The organism is Aliidiomarina celeris, from assembly GCF_003316875.1.
Lineage (GTDB): Bacteria > Pseudomonadota > Gammaproteobacteria > Enterobacterales > Alteromonadaceae > Aliidiomarina > Aliidiomarina celeris.
The window spans coordinates 856,332-881,126 of record NZ_QMIL01000001.1 but is presented as its reverse complement, the minus strand read 5'-3'; the positions used below and the strand labels follow the sequence as shown (position 1 = coordinate 881,126).

13 protein-coding genes and 1 pseudogene are annotated in these 24,795 nt (G+C 49.0%); all 14 read left to right on the top strand.

From position 1 onward, the window contains the following. The gene (gene fcl / locus DQW12_RS04170; RefSeq protein WP_113906562.1) at positions 1-960 is read left to right on the top strand and encodes a GDP-L-fucose synthase; all 960 of its coding nucleotides are present in this window, start codon (positions 1-3) and stop codon (positions 958-960) included. Between the two features lie 15 nt (positions 961-975). Further along, complete coding sequence (locus tag DQW12_RS04165; RefSeq protein ID WP_113906561.1) at positions 976-1,422, top strand: GDP-mannose mannosyl hydrolase; 447 nt, start codon at positions 976-978, stop codon at positions 1,420-1,422. Between the two features lie 94 nt (positions 1,423-1,516). Next, positions 1,517-2,920: a mannose-1-phosphate guanylyltransferase/mannose-6-phosphate isomerase gene (locus DQW12_RS04160; protein WP_113906560.1), complete on the top strand. Its 1,404-nt coding sequence runs from the start codon at positions 1,517-1,519 to the stop codon at positions 2,918-2,920. A 175-nt stretch (positions 2,921-3,095) separates the two neighbouring features. Continuing rightward, positions 3,096-3,572, top strand: a pseudogene (locus tag DQW12_RS04150) (aldose epimerase family protein); the annotation flags it as partial. Positions 3,573-3,587: 15 nt separating this feature from the next. Continuing rightward, positions 3,588-4,982 carry a phosphomannomutase CpsG gene (gene cpsG, locus DQW12_RS04145; protein WP_113906557.1) on the top strand — a complete coding sequence of 465 codons (1,395 nt, stop codon included), beginning with the start codon at positions 3,588-3,590 and terminating at the stop codon, positions 4,980-4,982. Further along, the gene (locus tag DQW12_RS04140) at positions 4,969-5,739 is read left to right on the top strand and encodes a WecB/TagA/CpsF family glycosyltransferase (protein WP_113906556.1); all 771 of its coding nucleotides are present in this window, start codon (positions 4,969-4,971) and stop codon (positions 5,737-5,739) included. The genes cpsG and DQW12_RS04140 overlap by 14 nt, the downstream gene beginning before the upstream one ends. Before the next feature lie 94 nt (positions 5,740-5,833). Then, entirely contained in the window at positions 5,834-6,940 is a 1,107-nt protein-coding gene (gene wecA / locus DQW12_RS04135; RefSeq protein WP_113906555.1) for a UDP-N-acetylglucosamine--undecaprenyl-phosphate N-acetylglucosaminephosphotransferase, read from the top strand. Next, the gene (galE, locus tag DQW12_RS04130; RefSeq protein WP_113906554.1) at positions 6,937-7,953 is read left to right on the top strand and encodes a UDP-glucose 4-epimerase GalE; all 1,017 of its coding nucleotides are present in this window, start codon (positions 6,937-6,939) and stop codon (positions 7,951-7,953) included. Before wecA ends, galE begins: the two co-directional genes overlap by 4 nt. Before the next feature lie 15 nt (positions 7,954-7,968). Beyond that, positions 7,969-9,135, top strand: a complete 1,167-nt coding sequence (locus tag DQW12_RS04125; RefSeq protein ID WP_113906553.1) for a nucleotide sugar dehydrogenase — start codon at positions 7,969-7,971, stop codon at positions 9,133-9,135. Positions 9,136-9,177: 42 nt separating this feature from the next. Then, positions 9,178-9,912 carry a YjbF family lipoprotein gene (locus tag DQW12_RS04120; protein WP_113906552.1) on the top strand — a complete coding sequence of 245 codons (735 nt, stop codon included), beginning with the start codon at positions 9,178-9,180 and terminating at the stop codon, positions 9,910-9,912. Beyond that, on the top strand, positions 9,902-12,904 hold the full coding sequence (locus DQW12_RS04115; RefSeq protein WP_113906551.1) for a YjbH domain-containing protein: 3,003 nt from the start codon (positions 9,902-9,904) through the stop codon (positions 12,902-12,904). Before DQW12_RS04120 ends, DQW12_RS04115 begins: the two co-directional genes overlap by 11 nt. A 215-nt stretch (positions 12,905-13,119) precedes the next feature. Next, positions 13,120-13,488, top strand: a complete 369-nt coding sequence (locus DQW12_RS04110; protein WP_157957844.1) for a hypothetical protein — start codon at positions 13,120-13,122, stop codon at positions 13,486-13,488. Positions 13,489-13,672: 184 nt separating this feature from the next. Beyond that, positions 13,673-15,415 carry a hypothetical protein gene (locus DQW12_RS04105; protein WP_113906549.1) on the top strand — a complete coding sequence of 581 codons (1,743 nt, stop codon included), beginning with the start codon at positions 13,673-13,675 and terminating at the stop codon, positions 15,413-15,415. Between the two features lie 178 nt (positions 15,416-15,593). Beyond that, positions 15,594-24,788: an InlB B-repeat-containing protein gene (locus DQW12_RS13670; RefSeq protein ID WP_269800915.1), complete on the top strand. Its 9,195-nt coding sequence runs from the start codon at positions 15,594-15,596 to the stop codon at positions 24,786-24,788. Positions 24,789-24,795 lie beyond the last annotated feature (7 nt).

Here is a 24,795-nt window from a genome sequence, read left to right as displayed (position 1 = left end):
ATGAAGAAAGTATTTGTAGCCGGCCATCGTGGTATGGTCGGTTCTGCGATTGTTCGGCAGCTTGAAGCGCGCGGTGGCTTTAATGTTGTTACTCGGTTACGTAGTGAGCTTGATTTAAATAATCAACAAGCTGTTAGAGATTTTTTTGCGGCTGAGCAGTTCGATCAGGTTTACTTAGCTGCCGCTAAGGTGGGTGGCATTATTGCCAATAATACCTATCCAGCTGAGTTCATTTACGAAAATTTGATGATACAGGCCAATATTATTCATGCAGCGCATGCGACGGATGTGCAGCACCTATTGTTCTTAGGATCTTCGTGTATTTATCCGAAATTTGCAGAACAACCGATGGCCGAAACAGCGCTGTTAACTGGCACTCTAGAGCCAACAAACGAGCCTTATGCGATTGCGAAGATCGCAGGCATCAAGTTATGTGAAAGTTATAACCGCCAATATGGTCGAGATTATCGTTCGGTGATGCCAACCAACCTTTATGGGCCCAACGATAACTTTCACCCACAGAATAGTCATGTAATTCCTGCTTTATTGCGTCGCTTTCATGAAGCAAAGGTTAAAGGCGCGACGGAAGTTGTTGCATGGGGCTCGGGTTCGCCAATGCGCGAGTTTTTACATGTTGATGATATGGCTGCTGCTAGTATTTTCGTCATGGAGCTCGACAAAAAGACTTATGAAGGGAATACTCAGCCGATGTTGAGTCATATTAATGTCGGTACCGGTGTTGATTGTACAATTAAAGAGCTGACAGAAACTGTTGCGAAAGTTGTAGGCTTCGAAGGCGACATTGTATGGGACACTTCAAAACCCGATGGCGCACCGCGTAAATTGATGAATGTTGATCGGTTAAAAGCTCTTGGATGGCAGTATACTACTGAGTTAGAAGATGGACTTCGTGACGCTTATAGGTGGTTTCTAGCAAATCAGGATGGCTTTAGAGGTTAGCACTTCGAGGGCAAGATGTTTTTATCTAAAGAAATCTTCACAACTGTGCTTGACAGTACGCCTTTGGTCTCCATCGACCTATTGGTGGAGAATGCAAAGGGACAGATCCTTTTGGGCGAACGCAAAAACCGACCTGCACAAGGATATTGGTTTGTTCCTGGCGGGCGTATTCTCAAAGATGAGTCGCTCGCTGAAGCATTTAAACGACTCACTGTTGAAGAGCTTGGCCAATCTCTTTTGATTTCGGAAGCGAGGTTGCAAGGACCCTACGACCACTTCTACAGCGATAGCGTGTTTGGCAATTCACCTTCAACGCATTACGTAGCTATTGCCTATCGAGTTAATGTGAAGGAACTGCCGGACTTACCTGAAGAACAGCATAGCCATTATCGCTGGTACAGCGTTGATGAATTACTTGCTGACGCTCGAGTGCATCAGCATACTAAAGCATATTTTCTGTAAACATTATTCGTTTACAATCCTTGAATTTAAAGGTGAGAAACGGATAACCTGAAACTATTGCAGAGAAACTATTACAGATTTAAAGGAATAGAAAATGATTTTACCAGTAATCATGGCGGGCGGAAGTGGAAGCCGATTGTGGCCGTTGTCTCGCGCAGCTTATCCAAAACAGTTTTTAAAGCTAAACGGCCGCGGCACGATGCTGCAAGAAACAATTACTCGACTAGACAAGATTACGACTGACGCACCTATTGTTATTTGTAATGAAGAACACCGATTTTTAACGGCGGAGCAATTGCGCCAAATTGGTCAATTAAATCATAATATTATCCTAGAGCCTGTAGGTCGAAACACTGCGCCCGCCATAGCTCTTGCGGCTTTTTATGCAGTAAATTCGGGCTCAGACCCAATTATGTTGGTATTAGCGGCAGACCATGTCATCAAAAATAAAAACGCATTTCAAGAAGCTGTGGTTAAGGCAACTGAATATGCAGAACAAGGTAAACTGGTCACATTTGGTATCGTGCCCACTGGGCCTGAAACTGGCTACGGATATATAGAACGTGGTACGGAAATCGGAACAGTCTTTTCAGTCGAACGCTTTGTTGAGAAACCAAATCTAAAAACAGCTCAAAGTTATGTAGTCAGTGGTAACTTCTATTGGAACAGCGGTATGTTTATGTTCCGCGCTTCGCGTTACCTTGAGGAGTTAAAAGTACATCGACCGGATATATATGCAGCCTGTGAAAAGGCAATAGGTGATACAAGTGATGATCTCGACTTTGTTCGTGTGGACAAAGAAGCCTTCATTAATTGTCCCGAAGACTCTATTGATTATGCAGTGATGGAAAAAACGACAGACGCAGTTGTGATTCCGATGGACGCGGGCTGGAGTGATGTTGGCTCTTGGAGCTCTTTGTGGGATGTTTCCGACAAAGACGATAACGGTAATGTACACCACGGTGATGTCATGACGCATAACAGCCGCAATAACTATGTGTTTGCCGAGACTGGATTAGTAGCTACAGTAGGCGTTGATGACGTAGTGGTTGTGCAAACCAAGGACGCCGTTCTGGTGACAAGAAAAGACCAAGTGCAAGATGTAAAGAAGATTGTCGAAGAATTGAAATCAGAGAATCGCTCAGAGTATAAGTTACACCGTGAAGTTTACCGCCCGTGGGGTAAATATGACTCGGTGGACGCTGGCGAACGTTATCAAGTGAAACGAATCACCGTAAAACCGGGTGAAAAGCTTTCAATTCAAATGCATCACCACCGCGCAGAGCACTGGATTGTGGTTTCAGGGACAGCAAATGTCACGATCGATGATGAAACCTCGTTAGTAACAGAAAATGAATCGGTTTATATTCCTGTTGGCGCTGTTCACGCATTAGAAAACCCAGGTAAAATCCCACTGGAACTGATCGAAGTACAATCCGGTGCGTATCTTGGTGAAGACGATATTGTGCGTTTCGAGGATCGCTACGGAAGAGCTTGATGTTAGATAGCTCGAAACAAATAATCGTCATTGATCACCCGCGCTTTACCGCGCGGGTTTCTATTCGTGGTGCCCAGCTTTTAAGCTTTGTGCCTAAGAATGGACAGGACTTCCTATGGTGCACAACACCCGCATTTGTTGATTCCGCTCTTGCTCATCCGAGCGAACCCAGAGCTTATGGCCGTACGAGTTTCATGCCCGCGTGACAATAACCTTAAGCGATAGTTGCTGTGTTCAGTTTTTTGTTGAAACTGATGGCGAGTGGACAGGCGCGTTACATACTTATTTAGCTGTCGATGATATCGCAGGCGTTAAGATTTTAGGGCTTGGAAACGAATATCGGGATAATCTCGATAACGGTGTTCTGAAAGCTGCGGATTCGAAAGTGTTTTTGCATGGTCCAACAGAAAAGATGTTTTTGGCACCTGAATCTAGTACGCAGGTTATCCAGGCTAATTCATATTCAATTGCTATGCATCACGAAGGGCATAACGACATTATGCTGTGGACTCCTTGGACGAAGGCAGGTACTAACCCAGCAGACATGCCAGCAGATGATTATAAAAAGATGATTTGCCTCGAAACGTCTCGCATTCAAAAACCGCAGCAAACTGGCAAACTAGGCGTGCGGTTGGAACGGATTAAAAACTAGGATTTATTAGACATTATGGACAAACTAACTTGCTTCAAAGCCTACGATATTCGAGGACAGCTCGGCACTGAGCTCAACGAAGACATAGCTTATCGAATTGGTCGTGCTTATGGAGAGTATCTCAAACCAAAAACGGTTGTGGTCGGTGGCGACGTACGTTTAACGTCCGATGTGTTAAAGTTAGCCCTTGCTAACGGGCTGCGAGACGCAGGTGTGGATGTATTTGATATCGGTTTGGCGGGCACAGAAGAAATCTATTTTGCGACTTTCCATTTAGGCGTTTGTGGTGGCATCGAAGTAACAGCCAGCCACAACCCGATGGACTATAACGGAATGAAGTTAGTCCGCGAAGGTGCCCGCCCGATAAGTGGCGATACTGGCCTCCGCGACGTACAGCGATTGGCTGAGGCGAATAACTTTGGTGAGCCCGCTGTAAAACGCGGCAGTTACAAAGTAATTTCTGTGCTCGATGAGTACGTTGACCATTTAATGGGTTATGTGGACTTGGCGAATTTTAAGCAACCAATGAAGCTGGTAATTAACAGTGGTAATGGTGCAGCAGGCCATGTGATTGATGCTATTGAAGCTCGATTTAAAGCGCTAAACGTACCAATTGAATTGATTAAAGTGCACAACGAACCTGATGGGAATTTCCCGAACGGTATTCCAAATCCACTGTTGCCCGAAAACCGTCAAGACACTATTGATGCGGTGCGCGAGCACAAGGCGGATATGGGTATTGCCTTTGACGGTGATTTTGATCGCTGCTTTTTGTTCGACCATGAAGGCCGCTTCATTGAAGGCTATTACATCGTTGGTTTGTTAGCGGAAGCGTTTTTACAGAAACATGCCGGTGCTAAAATAATCCACGACCCACGGCTGACTTGGAATACCATCGACTTAGTGGAGCAAGCTGGTGGTACACCAATAATGTCAAAAACTGGGCATGCCTTCATCAAAGAGCGTATGCGCGTTGAAGACGCCGTATATGGTGGCGAAATGAGCGCACACCACTATTTCCGTGATTTTGCGTATTGCGATAGCGGTATGATTCCGTGGCTGCTCATCGCTGAGCTGATTGTGGTTAAAGAACAGACTTTAAAAGCTCTGGTTGAGAAAAGGATGGAAAAGTATCCAGCATCAGGCGAGATTAATAGTAGGATTGATGATCCATTCGCTGCGATTGGGAGGGTAATAGACGAGTTTGAAGGGAAAGCTATAGCGATAGATAGAACTGACGGTGTTAGTATGGAATTTCGTGATTGGAGGTTTAATTTAAGGTCCTCAAATACCGAACCCTTAGTCCGTTTAAATGTTGAAAGTAGGAGCTCACCAAAGCTGGTGACTAAAATGGCTGCTGAAATTCAGAGTTTATTAGAGTTGCGAGGTCAAGAAAATGGAATTAGATGATCTGAGAGAAGGAAGCGAAAACATTGACTTTCTTGGTTATAAGGTAAGTTTATTGCCTGCAGAACAAATTTTAAAATCAGTATGGTCTGCTACCGAGAGTAAAGTGGTTAATACGATAAACCCACACTCTTACGCTGTTGCAAGAAGCGATCAAGAGTTCAAGGTCGCGCTACAGTGCTCAAGTACTTTAATCCCAGATGGAGTTGGGATAGTTTATGGCGTTAAAATTCTTGAGGCATATCAGTTGAATCGTTTAACGGGTCCTGATTTTTTCAGGGAAACTATGCGATTTTTGAATGAACGTCATGGCTCAGCTTTATTTCTGGGTTCTACCGATATAGTTCTTGAGTTAATCAAGTCAAAAGCTACGACTGAATTTCCTAATGTGAAAGTAGATACCTTTTCACCAGCCTTCAAAGTATCTTTTGATTCTGATGATATTGCTGCTTTTTCTGATTTGATCAATCTTATTGCTCCTGATGTAGTGTTCGTTGGATTAACAGCTCCAAAGCAAGAAAAGTTAATAGAACAATTGAAAGGTAGAGTGAAAGTGAAAATGCTTTCAGGAATAGGCGCAGCATTTGATTTCTATGCAGGAACTGTTTATGAGCCGTCGGGTATCTGGGCTAAATTCCGTTTGGAATGGTTTAGACGACTCCTATCAGAGCCCAAGCGCTTATGGAAGCGGACTTTTATTTCAGCCCCATTATTCATACTTGACGTCTTTAAAGCCAAACTAGGAAAACTATATCGCTAATTGTAGCTGAGCGGCTTTTTCTCAATTCAAAATGTTAATTCTGGAGAAATTGATTGGCTGTGTTGACACTCAACTTTATCCGTAAAGAGAAAACATGGTATTTCTAATAATCTTAACCTCGTCCATTGTAGCATGGACCCTTTTACTAATTTTGCTCCCTATATCAGCTCATATTGGACTGGTAGATAAGCCATGTGCGCGTAAGCAGCATAATGGTGAAATTCCACTTATTGGTGGTTTAGCTATTGCCACATCTTTGCTGAGTGTGTGGCTGTATTATTTTGAGTGGAACTCTACGTTACTTGCATTGGTGATTGCTTCATCGCTTATGGTTACCACCGGTGTATTAGATGATAAGTTTGATTTAAGCGTGCGCTTGCGCATCGTAATGCAGATACTGGCATCAAGTATTATTGTGTTTGTGGGTGGGGTAGAAATTAGCACGTTAGGCAATGTGCTTGGTTTTGGTGAAATAGAGCTGGGCGTTTTAGGTGGGATATTTACTGTATTAGCCATCATGACAGCGATGAACGCATACAACATGGTTGATGGTATTGATGGCCTATTAGGCGGGCTTTCACTTGTTGCTTTTGTTGGTATTTGCATTCTATCGTGGATGGCTGGGTTGGCCATACCGTTCGTATTTGCGCTTTCGTTTGTGTTCGCGTTAATACCCTATTTAGTGTTGAACCTACAAACAAATGAAACCAAGCTCAAAAAAGTGTTTATGGGTGATGCAGGTTCTATGTTCATAGGGCTTTCTATTGTTTGGATACTAGCCTTACTCACTAACCCAGCATTAACAGAAGCGTTTTCGCTTAGAGCATCGGTGTTATTTGATTTAGTAGAAAGCCATCCTATTCGCCCTGTAGCGGTGTTATGGCTAATTACCATTCCATTAATGGATATGCTGGGTATTATGGTTCGCCGTATTGTAAAAAAACAGAACCCATTTAAGCCTGACAGAAATCATTTACACCACATTTTTATGCGCGCTGGTTTTTCCTCACGTGAGGCACTGCTTATTATTGTGGGCTCTGCTGCCTGGTGGATGTTTGTTGGTATTTGGCTGGAAGCGCAGCAAATTGCAGAGCCCATTGTATTAGCAGCATACTTTGCGGTATTCGCTATTTATCTGCTGTGCTTGAAATACAGTTGGCGCTTGGTAACCTTGGTGCGAAGGTTCAAGGGGATATCATGAGTATTTTAGTTACCGGCGGAGCCGGCTATATCGGTTCACACACTGTTGTGCAGTTGCTTGAACAAGGCCACCAAGTTGTGGTGCTTGATAACTTTAGCAATAGCTCTCGCGAAAGTTTGGTGCGGGTTGAAGCAATTACCAGAAAAAAACTTACGTTAATTGAAGGTGATATTCGCTGTGAGGCGACACTAAGCAAGGTTTTTGCGGATCATCAGTTTAGTGCAGTAATTCACTTTGCTGGTTTAAAAGCTGTAGGGGAAAGTGTTGCTAAACCGGTAATGTATTTTGAAAACAACGTGGTAGGAACACTTAACTTAGTTAAAGCCATGAGTGCTGCGGGTGTTAAACGCTTGGTATTTAGCTCATCTGCTACTGTGTATGGTGAGCCAGAGCAAATGCCGATTACCGAATTGGCGCCTACTGGTGGCACCACTAACCCTTACGGTACTAGCAAATATATGGTTGAACGCATATTGCAAGATGTTTGCCGCGCTGATAGCGAGTGGAGCATTTCATTGCTGCGTTATTTTAACCCTGTTGGCGCCCATGAATCGGGGTTAATTGGGGAAGACCCAAACGGTATTCCGAATAACCTAGTACCTTATGTATCGCAGGTCGCAATTGGTAAATTACCGGCTCTACAAGTTTATGGAAACGACTATTCAACACCTGATGGGACAGGTGTGCGTGATTACATTCATGTTGTCGATCTTGCAAAAGGACACTTAAGAGCGCTCGAATTTCTTGAAAAAAGAACAGGGTGCTTTGTTCACAACCTCGGCACTGGTTTAGGTTACTCAGTACTGGACATGGTTAAAGCGTTCGAGGCAGCTAGTAAGCAGGAAGTGCCTTACACCATAGTGCCTCGGCGGCCTGGCGATATCGCCGTATGTTATGCCGATACTACGCTTGCGAAACAAGAACTAGGCTGGGAAGCACAGCTCGGGTTAGTAGAAATGATGCGTGACACTTGGAATTGGCAATCGAAAAATCCAGATGGATATAAAAGTTAAGGGAACTACCGAATAATGAAAATAGCAGTTGCCGGCACGGGTTATGTAGGCCTTTCTAACGCCATGTTATTGGCGCAGCACAATGAAGTGATTGCGGTCGACATAGTGCCTGAAAAAGTAGAAATGCTAAACAAAGGCCAGTCGCCGATTGAAGACACCGAGATAGAACAGTTTTTAGCGGAAAAAGCGCTTAATTTCCGTGCCACTTTAAATGCAGAAGAGGCTTACACCGGCGCAGATATTGTTATTATTGCGACACCGACAGATTATGACCCAGTACATAACTTTTTTAATACCCGCTCGGTTGAAGCAGTAATTGAACAAGTAAAAACCTTTAACCCCAATGCTATGATGGTGATTAAGTCCACCGTGCCGGTGGGTTTTACGCGCGAAGCGCGTGAACGTTTAGGCTCTAACAATATCGTTTTCTCGCCAGAGTTTTTGCGCGAAGGCAAAGCGTTATACGACAACCTGTACCCTTCGCGTATTATTGTGGGCGAGCGCTCTGAGCGCGCCGAAACCTTTGCCCATTTATTGGTGCAGGGTGCAGTAAAAAAAGACGTGCCGGTGCTTTTTGTTGACAGTACCGAAGCCGAAGCCATTAAGCTGTTTTCCAATACCTATTTGGCGCTGCGGGTTGCCTATTTTAACGAGCTCGACACTTATGCCGAATTACATGGGCTAGACGCGAAACAAGTGATTGAGGGCGTAGGGCTAGACCCGCGTATTGGGAACCACTACAACAACCCTAGCTTTGGTTATGGGGGGTACTGCTTACCCAAAGACACCAAACAGCTTTTGGCCAACTATAATGATGTACCACAGAACTTAATTCAGGCCGTGGTAGACGCCAACCGTACGCGCAAAGACTTTATTGCCGAGTCTATTTTACGCCGCAACCCGAAAGTAGTGGGTATTTACAGGTTGGTAATGAAAACCGGCTCCGACAACTTTAGAGCCTCCGCCATACAAGGCGTAATGAAGCGCATTAAAGCGAAAGGCGTTGAAGTAATTGTGTATGAGCCCGTACTAACCGAGAATGAATTTTACAAGTCGCGGGTAATTCGTGATCTAGAAGCCTTTAAAGCCGAAGCCGATGTTATTGTGTCGAACCGTATGGCGAAAGAGCTAGAGAGCGTGGCTGATAAAGTGTACACCCGAGACTTGTTTAATTCGGATTGAGTATAGTTCAGGCTAAACGATTAAAAACAAAAGGCGCTTGCGTTGAAAAAATTCACACTGTTAAAAAAGCTTAAGGCGGCCACTCGGCCGCTTACTGCGTTTGGGCTGGCTTCCATAGTAGCTGTGCTGTTGGCGGGCTGTTCAAACATAACCTACGACGTGCAACGTACCTGGCAATACTTTTTGCAAGATCGCTCCGACGCAGAATACAGCCAAGAGCAAATAGACAACTTACCGGTTACTGCTTTTTATGGCCAAATTGAAGGAGCACCGCGTACGGTCGTGCTGCTCGGTTTTGCCGACCAAACCACCGAAATACCGCGGTTAAGCTGGATAGCCGGCGGGCGGCAAAGCTTTTCTACGGAATATGCGCGCATTGTAACCACCAGTGGCTTAGCCATGAACCTTATTGCTATGTCGAACATTGCCGAAGACCCGCTGCGCTGCATTGTGCGCATGCCTTCGCGCTGCGCGAGCCAATGGGTGCGACAAATTGATATGACCGGCAAGGGCTCGGCGGCGCTTACCGGCACAGAAACGCTTATTTCTGAATTTGAAAAGTTTGGCCCAGAGTTAATGGTATTGCCAAACGGCGATGAAAAACTGGTGTACAGAATAGAAGAAACTGGCCGATTTGTATTTGCCCGGCAGCCGTTTACCAACCAGTTTTGGATAGAGCCAGACGGCCACGTGGTAAAGAGCAAACAAACCATGATGCCGCACACCAATGCTATTGAACTGACGCAACTGAAGTGGATGGGCCGAGATGGGAATTAATAAAAAAGAGCTTCGGTCATGGGTAGCGTTAGCGTTTTTGGCGCTGGCGGCCAGCTGTTTTTCTGTTGCGCAGGCGCAAGAGAACCGTTCGAGCACTGAACGCAGTTATAATACGGTGCGCGTGGTAGTGAACGACACCTTTACCATGGAATTTAACGCCAATGTGCGTATGAGCGAGGTGTTAAATACCGCGCTCGACCAGTGGGAGGGTGAGCTGGGTTTACAGCCCCTCGACATCTACTGGCCGAATGCTCGGCTGGCCATGGTAGCGGGCGAAGGCAGCGAGCACCAAGCGCTGGAAGCAAACCGCGACGCCGTAATTGAAGAACTGATGGCATTGGCCGACCACTTTTTAGTACGTGGTGAGCGCGAGCGCGCAGCGCAGGCCGCCTCTTTAGTGCAGCAACTGAGTAATATTTTAGTGGCATGGCAACCCTTTGGTGTACCCCAGTTGGGTGCCAGCCGTTTATTTTTAGAAGACAACCCGCAACTGCCGTTGGGGGTTTACCATTTAACCTTGCCCGCGCGTGATCCGCATTTTTACGTGTACGGGTTAACCCGTAGCCACGGTAAACAGCGCATTTATTCGCAGCAAACTGTGCGCGGTTACTTGTTTGCACACGAAAGCAACGGGGTGTTATGGCCCGACGCAAATACCAGCACTGCCCACTATATTGCGCCCGCCGAAGCACCTATTGAGGTGCCTTGGGGTATGCATAACGCGCGCGCACGCCACATGATGCCGGGCGACTTGTTGATCGTCGGTTTTAACGAACCTAAGTTACCGCGTAAATTCCGCGGCATTAACCAGCGCGTTGCGGCCGTGTTCGAACATTTTTGGCTCGACCCCAGCGCTGAATTGATGGATAACCGTGTAGAAGCCACCGCGGAGCGCCGCATACCCGACGTGTTGCACTGGGAGCGGCTCGACCTGTCGCCGTCGCGCTCGAACTATGGCTCCATTGGCCTTATTCAAACACCGACAGCCCGCATGGCGCCCGAAGGCGAGTTAACTCTTTCGTATTCCGACATGCAGGAATACCGCCGTTACAATGCCCATTTACAAGCCTTTCCTTGGCTTGAAGTGGGAGGTTTTTACACTCGTGTGCCAAGTGCTCGCTATAGTGCGTTTCCCGGATTTAGTGGCGATAACATCTATACCGATAAGGGGTTCGATTTGAAAGTTCGTATACTAAAGGAAAGCGAGTGGCGACCTGAGCTTTCAGTTGGGCTACGCGATTTTGCAGGCACAGGCCTTTTCAGCGACGAGTATGTCGCCGCCAGTAAGCGCTGGGGACCGCTGGACTTTACTTTGGGTGTTGGATTTGGGCGACTTGGTACCCGGGACAGTTTCATTAATCCATTCTGTGAAGTGAGTGATAGATACTGCGATAGGAACTACGATTCTTCTGACTTTTCGGGGAGAGGAGGTATTCCAGAAACCGAAAAATGGTTTACCGGTCCCGCTGCAATTTTTGGCGGTGTAGAGTACCAAACGCCATTTCCTGGTTTGCGTTTGAAGTTAGAACTCGAGGGTAATGACTACTCGCAAGAATTCGCTAAGGTGGATATGACTCCAAGCTCGCCGGTGAACTTGGGTATGTTTTATCGGGTGAATGATTGGCTGGATTTGCAATTTGCGGTGGAGCGTGGCGACACCTTTACGTTTGGTATTACTTTGCGCACCAATGTAAATGAGCTGAGCCAAATTAAGTTAGAGCGCGACAAAACACCCCCCACGCCGCCGCGTGCCGAGAGCCTTGCCGACGTGCGCTGGAATACCATGACCCGCAATATGCGCCGCCAAAATGCGTATGGGTCGAACCGTTACACCGTAACCGAAGACGAGCAGGGTGAAGTGGTTACTGCGTTTGTAAACCCGGTGCGTTATCGCGACAACAACGAAGCGCTTGATCGTGCGTTCCGGGTGATGGCCGCGGAGTTACCGGAAAGTGTGCACACCTATGAAATTGCCCATCAAGAGCTGTTTATACCGATGGTGTCGACTAAGGTGAACGCTGAGCGCTTCCGTGCGTATATTCGTAACCAAGTGCCGGGTAAACGCCCCGAAGACGCAGTGGAAACCTTCGAGCGGGTAGAGCCTGCACCGAGACCGGACTGGGACGACCCAAGCTGGGTGGCTAACCAGCCGTATCGGTTCTCGCCGAATTTTGCGTTTCAACCGTTTTTAGACCAAGACTTAGGCGCGCCGGAAAGCTTCCAGTTTTATCAGCTGGGCTTAAAAGGGTCGGCAAGCCATTGGCTCACAGAAAAATTGTGGCTGCGCGCCGAAGTGGGCTTAAACATAGCCAACAACTTCGACGAGTTTAACTTTACCGTAGACGCATTCGACTTTTTGCCCTTGCCACGTGTGCGAACCTACGTGCGAGAATACATGCTCAACGACTTATGGATAGACTCGTTCCAAGCGTCGTATTTTCACCAGTTTAGCGACTCGGTGTACGGCTTAGCCTATGCCGGCTTGTTTGAGCGCATGTACGGTGGTGTGGGCGGTGAAGTATTGTGGCGGCCGCTGGATTCGCCGTTTGCCTTTGGGGTAGACCTAAACTATGCCAAACAGCGTGACTTTAACGGCGGCTTCGGCTTCCGCGACTATAACGTGGTAACCGGCTTTGCCACCATGTATTACCAAATGCCATGGTTAGAAGACTCCATGCTGCAAGTAGGCGTAGGCCGGTTCTTGGCGAAAGACACGGGTGTGGCCTTGCAAGCGCAGCGTCGATTTAAGAGCGGGGTAATTATTGGAGCGTTTGCCAATTTAACCAATGTGTCGTCTGCGGAATATGGCGAAGGTAGCTTTACCAAGGGCGTGTTTATTAGCATACCGTTCGACTTAATGAGCGTGTTGCCAACGCGCGACCGGGTGAGCGTAACTTGGGTGCCGCTTTCTCGCGACGGCGGCCAACCGCTGCACCGTAAAATAGGCCTGTACCCCGCAACAGACGTACGTGCCCCGTTTTACAACCGGTAACGCATACGGCGATGGTTTGGCGTAGGCGCGGTACGTAGGCGCTGCAATGCAGCGCTTACCGGTTTAACGCGCGGCGTACAAAGATAATGTAAAACGCTTGATTTTCAGGCGGTAAAGGCGGATAGTTAAGGGTGCTTGGCGAGGAAAACCCAAGCATTGAGCTCAAGACAGCTTTAGCGGGCTGTCAACTAAGTTTCGAAACAAAGGAATTACTTATGAAGAAAATTTCAATTGCAGTAGCCGCTGCGCTTGGGATAATGATGGCTCCGGCCTCAGCCCAAACGACAATCGGCGGTGCAGGCAACTTTGGGGTTGTGAATACCCAAACGGGTGAACTGATTCAAGTGTTCAGTAATCTTGGTCAATTAGGCCCGGCAGCATTAAGTGGTATAGCTGCTGGTGCGTTAACAGTGGTTGCTGTTGCCGCCGACGGTACCGTAACAGCCGTTATCGAAGACATTCCTGGCGATGACGATGATGACGACGATGATGACGATGACGACGATGATGACGATACCACTACGGTAACCGTGACCACGCCGCCAACGACAACAACCACAGTAACCGTAACCTCTGGTGGTTAATTGTTGTTAACAGTGTGAAAGCACTCGTGTATTGAAGAACCCGCGTATATCGCGGGTTTTTTTTGGCTTTTTTTTGCCGAGCGTGTTCGCCGTAAACAAAATTTAGGCCTGCCCATTGGTTTAACGTACACTAATGGCAGCAACAGCAACAGCAACAACAAATAATAACAAAGGAATGCCTGCTATGGCGGAGAATACGATTCAGTTTTGTGAGGGTTTTGTGCGCGAGCACCTTAAGCTTTTAGCCACTTGGCTGCAAAGCGAACTTTTTGATGCGCGACAAAACGCGTTAATGATGGCACCTGCTCAGCCGTTGGCTTTTCCTGCTGGGCTGCGTGCTGACCGGCAGCTGCGGGGTGTGTTTATTACCTTGAGTGACGGCGCAGGCCAATATGTGGTGGCGAATGCGCTGAGTATTGGTATAGAAGCGACGATGCGAACGGCGCTTGAAAAAGCTAAAACGGCGGCTGGTTTTAGCCCTGTGCGCGCAAAGTTTGACATGTTGGTAGAAGCCATGCCGATACGCGGCGAGGTACTGCGTAAGAATAAGCGAGTGGTTGTGGAGCCGTCGCTGTTGGGCGTGGCTTTAGGCGACCTTAATAACGCGTGGCTACCGGAAGAGAACTTACGTTATCGTTTAATTCGCAAAGATTTTGGTATTGACTACCCAGTGTTGGCCGAACATTTGAGTGAGCGCATTGCCAACGCGCGCGACTATGAAAAAGCGGCGCCGAAAAAAGGGTGGTTATTTACTACGTCTGCCTTTGCGTTAACGAGCGGTGAAGTAGTGCCCTTGGTGCGCGGGCATAGAGAAACCATTCCCTTTAATGAGCGGATTGCGAAAGAGCGGGCGCTGGCGGGCGCGCAGTATTTGGCGCGATCGGTGCGAGACAATGGCGCTTATGTGTACATGTATCAGTCGGGGCCGAACCGAGAGCCCGACGACTACAATATGGTGCGCCATGCGGGCACCACGTGGTCGATGCTGGATATGCTGGCTAGCGAAACGCGCAGTGAGCCTGCGGCTTTGTTGTTGGCGGCTATTCACCGGGCCGTGGCTTATTTACGCAAACACATAGAGCCTGATCCGTGGCGGCCGGGCACCTTGATTATGAACGAATTTGGCACCGCCAAGTTGGGTGGGAATGGGCTGGCGATTGTCGCGCTGGTAGACTACTACCGATTAGCGCCGAGTGAGGAGCTGCTAGCCGACATTCGTGGCTTGGCGCAGTGGATTGTGAATACCCAAAACGAAAGCGGGCAATTTAGTGTGCACAAGCTTGATTTAGCCAGTGGCGAGGCCAGTTCGTTTTTGTCGGATTACTACCCCGGCGAGGCTATTCTGGGGTTGATGCGTTTGTATGGTATTGACGCTAACCCGCTTTGGAAAAATGCTGCGGCAGCCGGCGCACGTTGGTTGATTAATGTGCGCGACAATGGCAAAAGCCTTGGTGAGCTGGAGCACGACCATTGGTTGCTGTACGGCTTAAACGAAGTTTATCGAGAATTTCCGGAGCCGCTATTTTTAGCCCATACGCGCAAACTGGTGCAGGCTATTTTGCAGGCGCAACATGGTGGCGCGCACAGCACCTTGCCGGAAGGGTCTATGCGTGTTGCCGATTGGCAGGGTGGGTGGTATTCACCGCCGCGCACCACGCCTGCAGCGTGTCGGGTAGAGGGGTTAATGGCAGCCGCTACCTTGTTAAAAGAGCACGGCGAGCCCGCCGAAGTGGGCGCCATTCTCGCGGCCGCCGAGGCAGGGCTAAAGTTCCAGCTGCAAAACCAAATTTGGCATGAAAAGGAAATGTATTTAGCCGATCCGGCGCGCGCCCACGGCGGTTTTCATTCCAACCTGAACAACTGGCACATACGCATAGATTACGTGCAACATTCCATAAGCGCGCTTATGGCCTACGCCCGTTGGTAGGCGCTGCTGGGAATTTGGGTTCGGCGTAGGGTTACGGTGATTGGGTTAAAAAAGTTCACTAGTAGTTTGGTAAAGATACCGTAAATGGTGCATAATTAGTCAATATTAATTAGCTCCGCACCAACTTAACATTTCGTTGTTGTTACGAACGTGCATAACATTACATAGGGAAGATGCCATGTTTGCACGCTCTCTCACCGCTTTGTTGTTCCTGTTTTTCAGTGCCGCTGTTCAGGCGGATACTACATTTACCGTTGGCTCCTTCCCCTCTAGTGAAGCTCCCTCGCTAACCTCTACGGATAATCGTTATAAACTTGTGGGTAAAGTTGGGTGTACGACCCCCGCGAGCGACGCGATTATTTTTAACGTGGGAAATGGCAAGCTCGTAGTTTATGACTATTATCTGCGTTGCTCGTCAACGGCGCAGATCATTTTACGCCTTGAGTTATTAAACCCACCACATGCTTCCGGGTTTAAGTCGTTTCAGGCCGCTTATTCTGAAATGATGTCCTCTAATCTAGGTGTTCAGTTCATTCAAGTACGGGGCCTGTATAAGGGCTCCGAGGTATTTCCATGGCATGACACAACGCCGAATGCCTTAAACTTTAATTCGAGTGGAACGTTAAACTATACGTTTTCAACCAACGCTGCTTATCACGGCATTCAAGTAGACGCCGTTGAAATTCGGTATTCCGAAATAGCGCCGTGGGATTCTTATGGTTTTGCCTTTAAGTCGTTTGTATTGTCTCCAGTCGTTTCCTCTTACACGGTAAGCTTTGATTTGAATGGCGGTACCCGTATCGGCGGTGGTGCGCTTTCGCAAACGGTAAATGCCGGTGCTGCGGCCACCGCGCCAACGCTCAACCCTCCCGTAGGCAAGAGTTTTACCAGCTGGAGCACAAGTTTTTCGAATGTTCAGAGTAACTTGAATGTGGTTGCTCAGTACGCCGACATTCAATATACAGTAGACTTTAACTTGAACGGAGGAACCCATACCGGTGGTGGTAATTTAGTTCAAAGTGTTCCTTACGGTGGCGCAGCAGTCGAGCCACAAGTAACTCGCCCTGGCTATACGCACACGGGTTGGGACGTGAGCTTTAATTCAGTAACGTCGAATTTAACCGTTACCGCGCAGTACACCATTAACTCGTACACGGTTACCTTTAATGACTTCGATGGAACCTTCATTGATTCCGATACTGTGGAATATTTAGGAACCGCGATACCGCCTGCGGATCCAACGCGCACGGGTTATAGCTTTATTGGCTGGAGCCCTTCGTTTAACTCGGTAACCGAGAATATGACGGTTACCGCTCAGTATTCGATTAATTCGTACACTGTGAGCTTCGTGGATTACGACAGTTCGCCGTTAGGCTCGGATACGGTTGAGTACTTAACCGCGGCTACAGCGCCGGCGGATCCAACGCGCACGGGTCATACCTTTAGTGGTTGGGATGTTGGTTTTGATTCTGTGACTGCGGATATCACAGTGACCGCTCAATACACGATTAATTCGTACACCGTGAGCTTTGTGGATTACGATAATTCGCCGTTAGGCTCTGACACGGTTGAATATCTGCAAGGTGCCACTGCACCTGCCGATCCGACGCGAACCGGTCATACCTTTAGTGGTTGGGATGCGGCGTTTGATTCTGTGACTGAGAACATCACGGTTACGGCTCAATATACGATTAATTCGTACACGGTTACCTTCAACGACTTTGATGGAACCTTCATTGATTCGGATACTGTTGAATACTTGACCGCGGCCACTGCACCTGCGGATCCAACGCGTACCGGTTATACCTTCAGTGGTTGGGATGTTGATTTTGGCTCTGTATCCGAGAACATGACGGTTACCGCTCAATACAGCATCAACAGCTATACCGTGAGCTTCGTGGATTATGATAATTCACCGCTAGGCTCGGATACGGTTGAGTACTTGACGGCCGCCACTGCGCCAGCGGATCCAACGCGCACGGGTCATACCTTCAGTGGTTGGGATGTGGCGTTTGATTCTGTAACCGAGAATATAACGGTTACCGCTCAATACAGCATCAACAGCTATACCGTGAGCTTCGTGGATTACGACAGTTCGCCGTTAGGCTCGGATACGGTCGAGTACTTGACCGCGGCTACAGCGCCTGCGGATCCAACGCGTACCGGTTATACCTTTAGCGGATGGGATGTTGGTTTTGATTCTGTAACCGAAAACATGACGGTTACCGCTCAGTACACGATCAATTCGTACACCGTGAGCTTCGTGGATTACGACAGTTCACCGCTAGGCTCGGATACCGTTGAATATCTGCAAGGTGCCACTGCACCTGCCGATCCAACGCGCACGGGTTACACCTTTAGCGGTTGGGACGTTAGCTTTGATTCTGTGACTGCGGATATCACAGTTACGGCTCAATACAGCATCAACAGCTATACCGTGAGCTTCGTGGATTACGACAGTTCACCGCTAGGCTCGGATACCGTTGAATATCTGCAAGGTGCGACTGCACCTGCGGATCCAACGCGTACTGGTTATACCTTTAGCGGTTGGGACGTTAGCTTTGATTCGGTGACTGAGAATATGACGGTGACCGCGCAGTACACGATCAACAGCTACACAGTCAGTTTCGTGGATTATGATAATTCACCGTTAGGCTCTGACACGGTTGAGTATTTAGCTTCGGCTACCGCACCTGCGGATCCAACACGCACGGGTTACACCTTTAGCGGATGGGACGTTAGCTTTGATTCGGTAACTGAGAACATGACGGTTACCGCGCAATACAGCATTAACAGCTATACCGTGAGCTTTGTGGATTACGACAGTTCGCCGTTAGGCTCGGATACGGTTGAATATCTGCAAGGTGCGACCGCGCCTGCGGATCCAACGCGCACGGGTTATACCTTCAGTGGTTGGGATGTGACCTTTGATTCTGTAACCGAGAATATGACGGTTACGGCGCAGTACACGATTAATTCGTACACTGTGAGCTTCGTGGATTACGATAATTCGCCGTTAGGTTCGGATACGGTTGAATATCTGCAAGGTGCGACTGCACCTGCCGATCCAACACGTACGGGATATAGCTTCGCGGGTTGGGATGTGGCTTTTGACTCTGTAACTGAGAACATGACGGTTACCGCTCAGTATTCGATTAATTCGTACACTGTGAGCTTCGTGGATTACGACAGTTCACCGTTAGGCTCGGATACGGTTGAGTACTTAACCGCGGCTACAGCGCCAGCGGATCCAACGCGCACGGGTCATACCTTTAGTGGTTGGGATGTGGCTTTTGATTCTGTGACTGCGGATATCACAGTTACGGCGCAATACAGCATCAACAGCTACACCGTGAGCTTCGTGGATTACGACAGTTCACCGTTAGGCTCGGATACGGTTGAGTACTTAACCGCGGCTACAGCGCCAGCGGATCCAACGCGCACCGGTTATACCTTTAGTGGTTGGGATGTGGCTTTTGATTCTGTGACTGCGGATATCACAGTTACGGCGCAATACAGCATCAACAGCTACACCGTGAGCTTTGTGGATTATGACAGTTCACCGTTAGGCTCGGATACCGTTGAATATCTGCAAGGTGCGACTGCACCTGCCGATCCGACGCGCACGGGTTACACCTTTAGCGGATGGGATGTGGCGTTTGATTCGGTAACCGAGAATATGACGGTGACCGCGCAGTACACGATTAATTCGTACACCGTGAGCTTCGTGGATTACGACAGTTCACCGTTAGGCTCGGATACCGTTGAATATCTGCAAGGTGCGACTGCACCTGCGGATCCAACGCGTACCGGTCATACCTTTAGTGGTTGGGATGTTGATTTTGGCTCTGTATCCGAGAACATGACGGTTACGGCTCAATATACGATCAACAGCTATACCGTGAGCTTCGTGGATTACGACAGTTCACCGCTAGGCTCGGATACTGTGGAATATCTAACCGCGGCTACCGCACCTGCGGATCCAACCCGTACAGGTTATACCTTTAGTGGTTGGGATGTTGATTTTGGCTCTGTATCCGAGAACATGACGGTTACGGCGCAATACAGTATTAATAGCTATACCGTGAGCTTCGTGGATTACGACAGTTCACCGCTAGGCTCGGATACCGTTGAATATCTGCAAGGTGCGACTGCACCTGCGGATCCAACGCGTACCGGTTATACCTTTACCGGATGGGATGTGGCGTTTGATTCTGTAACCGAGAATATGACGGTTACGGCGCAGTACACGATCAACAGCTACACAGTCAGTTTCGTGGATTATGATAATTCACCGCTAGGCTCGGATACGGTTGAATATCTGCAAGGTGCGACTGCACCTGCGGATCCAACGCGCACCGGTTACACCTTCGCGGGTTGGGATGTTGGTTTTGATTCTGTGACTGCGGATATCACAGTTACTGCGCAATATACGATTAATTCGTACACCGTAACCTTCGTGGATTACGACAGTTCGCCGCTTGGCTCGGATACCGTTGAATATCTGCAAGGTGCGACTGCACCTGCCGATCCAACGCGTATCGGTCATACCTTTAGTGGTTGGGATGTTGATTTTGGCTCTGTATCCGAGAACATGACGGTTACGGCTCAATATACGATCAACAGCTATACCGTGAGCTTCGTGGATTACGACAGTTCACCGCTAGGCTCGGATACTGTGGAATATCTAACCGCGGCTACCGCACCTGCGGATCCAACCCGTACAGGTTATACCTTTAGTGGTTGGGATGTTGCGTTTGATTCTGTAACTGAGAATATGACGGTTACCGCGCAGTACACGATCAACAGCTACACCGTGACCTTTAATGACTTCGATGGAACCTTCATTGATTCCGATACTGTGGAATATCTGCAAGGTGCGACTGCACCTGCCGATCCAACGCGTACGGGTTACACCTTTAGTGGTTGGGATGTTGGTTTTGATTCTGTGACTGCGGATATCACAGTTACTGCTCAATATACGATCAACAGCTATACCGTGAGCTTCGTGGATTACGACAGTTCACCGCTAGGCTCGGATACGGTTGAGTACTTGACGGCCGCCACTGCACCGGCGGATCCAACGCGTACCGGTCATACCTTTAGTGGTTGGGATGTGGCGTTTGATTCTGTGACTGCGGATATCACAGTTACGGCGCAATACAGCATTAACAGCTACACCGTGACCTTTAATGACTTTGATGGAACCTTCATTGATTCCGATACTGTGGAATATCTGCAAGGTGCCACTGCACCTGCGGATCCAACGCGCACGGGTTACACCTTTAGCGGATGGGATGTGGCCTTTGATTCGGTGACTGCGGATATCACAGTTACTGCTCAGTACTCGATCAACAGTTATACCGTGAGCTTCGTGGATTACGACAGTTCGCCGTTAGGCTCGGATACTGTGGAATATCTAACAGCCGCCACTGCACCTGCGGATCCAACGCGCACGGGTTATACCTTCAGTGGTTGGGATGTGGCGTTTGACTCGGTCACTGTGGATATCACAGTTACTGCTCAGTACACGATCAACAGCTATACCGTGAGCTTTGTGGATTACGACAGTTCACCGCTAGGCTCGGATACTGTGGAATATCTAACCGCGGCTACCGCGCCAGCGGATCCAACGCGCACGGGTTATACCTTCAGTGGTTGGGATGCAGACTTCACGTCAGTCACGGAAGATATGACGGTTACCGCGCAGTACACGATCAACAGCTACACCGTGACCTTCGTAGACTTTGACGGTGCAGAGCTGGGCACCGACACTGTGGAGTACTTAACCGCAGCGACAGCGCCTGAAGATCCAACCCGTACCGGTTACACCTTTAGCGGATGGGATGCAGAATTCACGTCAGTCACGGAAGATATGACGGTAACCGCGCAGTACACGATCAACAGCTACACGGTGACCTTCGTAGACTTTGACGGTGCAGAGCTGGGCACCGACACTGTGGAGTACTTAACCGCAGCGACAGCGCCTGAAGATCCAACCCGTACCGGTTATACCTTCACAGGTTGGGATACGGAGTTTGATTCGGTTGTTGAAGACTTAACGGTAACCGCAGAGTACTACATGAACCCTGTAGGCCAAGACCTGTCGGTAAGTTTGGATCAAGATACTGACATAACCATTACACCGGAAGTTTCCGGTGCTGAGGGGGGCACTTTCGAGCTCGTGTTAGTAACCGAAACTAGCGAAGGTACACTCGATTCCACCGACGGCGGCTGGTTATATACCCCAGCAGAGCTATTCAGTGGCTTTGATAACTTCACTTATCGAGTGATGGACGGCGAATATTCGTCTGTGGATTACAGCGTAAGCATTGAAGTGCTTTGGGTGAATACGGCGCCTGTTGCGATGGACGATGTGTTTGAGCTTCCGCTCAATGAAAACGGCGAATATCTGCTAGACGTGTTGGCCAATGACACCGACGTAGACGAACAGGAGCTTACCATTTTGAGTGCAAACGCGAGTATTGGCAGCGTAAGCATTGAAGACGGGCAGTTGTTGTATCGCTCACCGAGTAATTTTGTCGGGGTTGTGAACTTAACCTACAACATTATGGATGAAAGCGAAGCGACCGACACTGCAGATGTGCGCTTAGTGATTACGGGTGATCCGGAAGATGAACAGGCACCACAAATTGATGTGCCGGCTAATGTACGCGTGAACGCCACTGGCTTGTTAACGCGGGTTGAGCTGGGCACAACCTCGGCAGTGGACGTAAACGGCGATTTACTGCCGGTGTCGACTGTTGACGGGAATGTTCTTTTTGCACCCGGCCGGCATGTTGTTTACTGGCGTGCGGAAGACGCAGAGGGCCGCGAGACATTGGCAGGGCAAGAAGTTTGGGTTGATCCTCTGGTGTCGTTAAGCCGTGACCAAACCGTACCGCGTACCGGTGAAGTCACCATAAGAGCGATTTTGAATGGTAACGCGCCCGAATACCCTGTTGCGGTGCCTTACTATGTGGAAGGAACCGCCGATATGGCCGGTCACAACTTGTTTAACGGCGTGATCTATATCGAGGACGGTCGGGAAGCGTCGCTAACATTTGAACTTTATGGCGATCAGCTGGGTGAAGGGAATCCAACCATTGTTGTGGTACTCGACGAACAGCTTAACCGTGGTGCGAGAAGCCGCAGTGTGATTACTGCAGCGTCCGCTCCGACGGTGCCAGATGTTCAGCTTGCGGTATTCCAAGGTGACCAAGGGCAAGCTCAAATTGCTCAACATGGCGGCAATGCGAGCGTGGTGGCACAGTTGGCACAAACCCGTGCTGACGGAGAACTTCACTATACGTGGAGCACTGAGTTGGCCGGAACGGCGAACGAAAATCCGCGGGTGTTTAGCTTCGATCCAAGCACCGCCGCATTAGGTGTGCACGAGGTACAAGTAACGGTTAGCCACGCCAGTGACAGCAGCGTAAGCAAGCAAGCGACTATGTTTGTTGAGGTTGTAGCTGAGTTGCCGAACCTAGGTGACGAAGATTCCAACGGGAACGGAATACCTGACCGCTTAGTAGGCCGTGGTGACAGCAACCGGAATGGAATTCCGGACTACCTTGATGGTGTTGGCTCTTGTAACGTAATTTCACAGCAAGTGAATGAACGCACGCGTTACCTAACGGAAACGGAAGCCAGTGCATGTATTCGCCGCGGTGGTGTTGCCATGTTGAGCGAGCTCGGTGCCATTCAATTAAATTTAGAGAACCCGCAAGGTATTGAAATTGAAGACGAAGAATACCGCAATACCGGCGGCATGTTCGACTTCGTTATCGACAACCTTTCGCAAGCCAGTGACAGCGTTTATGTGGTGATTCCGCAGCGCCAAGCAATACCGGCGGCAGGCGTTTACCGTAAGTACCTTAACGGTGAGTGGGCGGCGTTTGTAGAGAATGAACGCAATGCGTTGTTCAGTGCGGTTGGTGAACCGGGTATTTGTCCGCCGCCAGCCAGTGCAGCGTGGCAGCCAGGACTGCAAGAGGGGCATTACTGTGTTCAGCTTTATATTGAAGACGGTGGCCCGAATGACGCAGACGGCGTGGCTAATGGAACGGTAGTAGACCCGGGTGGCGTAGCGGTACTGAACGACGGCAATACAGTGCCGGTAGCGCTTAACTTCGAGGCAACCATGTTGTGGAACCGCTCGAGCTTTATCGACTTACAAGAACAGGTGAGTGACGAAGACGGCGATGCGTTGCAGTTACGCGCGGCGACAGCGGATATTGGTGTGGTAACCATAGATGGACCGCTAACACTGCGTTACGAGCCGCCAACGAACTTTGCTGGCAGTACCGTGATTACCTACAGCGTAAGCGACGGTAATGGTGGTGTCGAATTTGGCGAAATTCGCGTGGTAGTGTCGGCCAATGAGTTGCCTGTTGTGCAGAACGAAAATGTGGCTACCGACGACCGCACGCCGATTACCATTGACGTGTTGGCCAATGACTATGATCCAGAAGGCACGGCGCTGATTGTTATTTCGGCGAGTGCGCAGCAAGGGGAGGTTGAAGTGTTAGCAGATTACCGCTTGCGTTATACCCCAGCGGTGGGCTTTGGTGGTGTCGACACCATTCAATACACAGTGCAAGATGAAGGTGGAGCGCAGGCTATAGGTGAAGCACGGGTGTCGTTGGTTGTAGTGGAAACCATTGAGGTGAAAGCGAAAGTGTCGCGTGGTAGTTGGCATTGGTGGATGATTCCATTGGCGTTGCTGATCGCATTCGCGCGCCGTGCTGGTTTTGCTCGATGCAGTGGTTTCGCTCGCCGCGGTGCAGCACTGGCTGCGGCATTGGTGTTGATTATGCCGGCGGCGAACGCGAGTTCATGGGAAGTGGAATTGGCCGCTGGCCGAAGTTCTGCTGACCATGATCTCTCGGCTTTGGCAGGGCTTGGCGTGCAGGTGCGCGACTATCAACGCTCAGATGTAGCCATGTCGCTGCACGCCAGCTATTGGCTAAGTGACAGCTGGCGCGCGACGGTTGGTTATGTTGACTTGGGCAGTGGAGACTTAACGGCACAAGTGGATACCACCACCCCAGCGCAAACTTTCGCAGCAATTGAGCGAGAAACCCCAGTGTTAGGAAGCGGCGTAACCTTTGGTATGAGTCGACAGTTTAGTTTTTATGACGCTTGGCAAGTTAATATCGACGCCGGTGTTTATGACTGGTTGGCGCATCGCCGCAGCGTAACCGATACGGGTTTAACCCAACGGACTCGAAAGGAAGGGAGCGACCTTTATTTTGGCGCGAGTGTTGGATACCAATGGTCAGCGCGTTACGGATTGCGTGCGCAATGGCGTCAGTATCAATTGAACGACACCGTAAACACCCTGATGCTGGGTGTGTGGTACCGCTGGTAAGGTGCGT

Bases quoted from the DNA above. Each gene is read 5' to 3' on its own strand.
- DQW12_RS04115 (WP_113906551.1), top strand. From the start codon at position 9,902: ATGGGAATTAATAAAAAAGAGCTTCGGTCATGGGTAGCGTTAGCGTTT.
- DQW12_RS13670 (WP_269800915.1), top strand. From the start codon at position 15,594: ATGTTTGCACGCTCTCTCACCGCTTTGTTGTTCCTGTTTTTCAGTGCC.
- DQW12_RS04160 (WP_113906560.1), top strand. From the start codon at position 1,517: ATGATTTTACCAGTAATCATGGCGGGCGGAAGTGGAAGCCGATTGTGG.
- DQW12_RS04105 (WP_113906549.1), top strand. From the start codon at position 13,673: ATGGCGGAGAATACGATTCAGTTTTGTGAGGGTTTTGTGCGCGAGCAC.
- DQW12_RS04165 (WP_113906561.1), top strand. From the start codon at position 976: ATGTTTTTATCTAAAGAAATCTTCACAACTGTGCTTGACAGTACGCCT.
- galE (WP_113906554.1), top strand. From the start codon at position 6,937: ATGAGTATTTTAGTTACCGGCGGAGCCGGCTATATCGGTTCACACACT.
- fcl (WP_113906562.1), top strand. From the start codon at position 1: ATGAAGAAAGTATTTGTAGCCGGCCATCGTGGTATGGTCGGTTCTGCG.
- DQW12_RS04125 (WP_113906553.1), top strand. From the start codon at position 7,969: ATGAAAATAGCAGTTGCCGGCACGGGTTATGTAGGCCTTTCTAACGCC.
- cpsG (WP_113906557.1), top strand. From the start codon at position 3,588: ATGGACAAACTAACTTGCTTCAAAGCCTACGATATTCGAGGACAGCTC.
- DQW12_RS04110 (WP_157957844.1), top strand. From the start codon at position 13,120: ATGAAGAAAATTTCAATTGCAGTAGCCGCTGCGCTTGGGATAATGATG.
- wecA (WP_113906555.1), top strand. From the start codon at position 5,834: ATGGTATTTCTAATAATCTTAACCTCGTCCATTGTAGCATGGACCCTT.
- DQW12_RS04140 (WP_113906556.1), top strand. From the start codon at position 4,969: ATGGAATTAGATGATCTGAGAGAAGGAAGCGAAAACATTGACTTTCTT.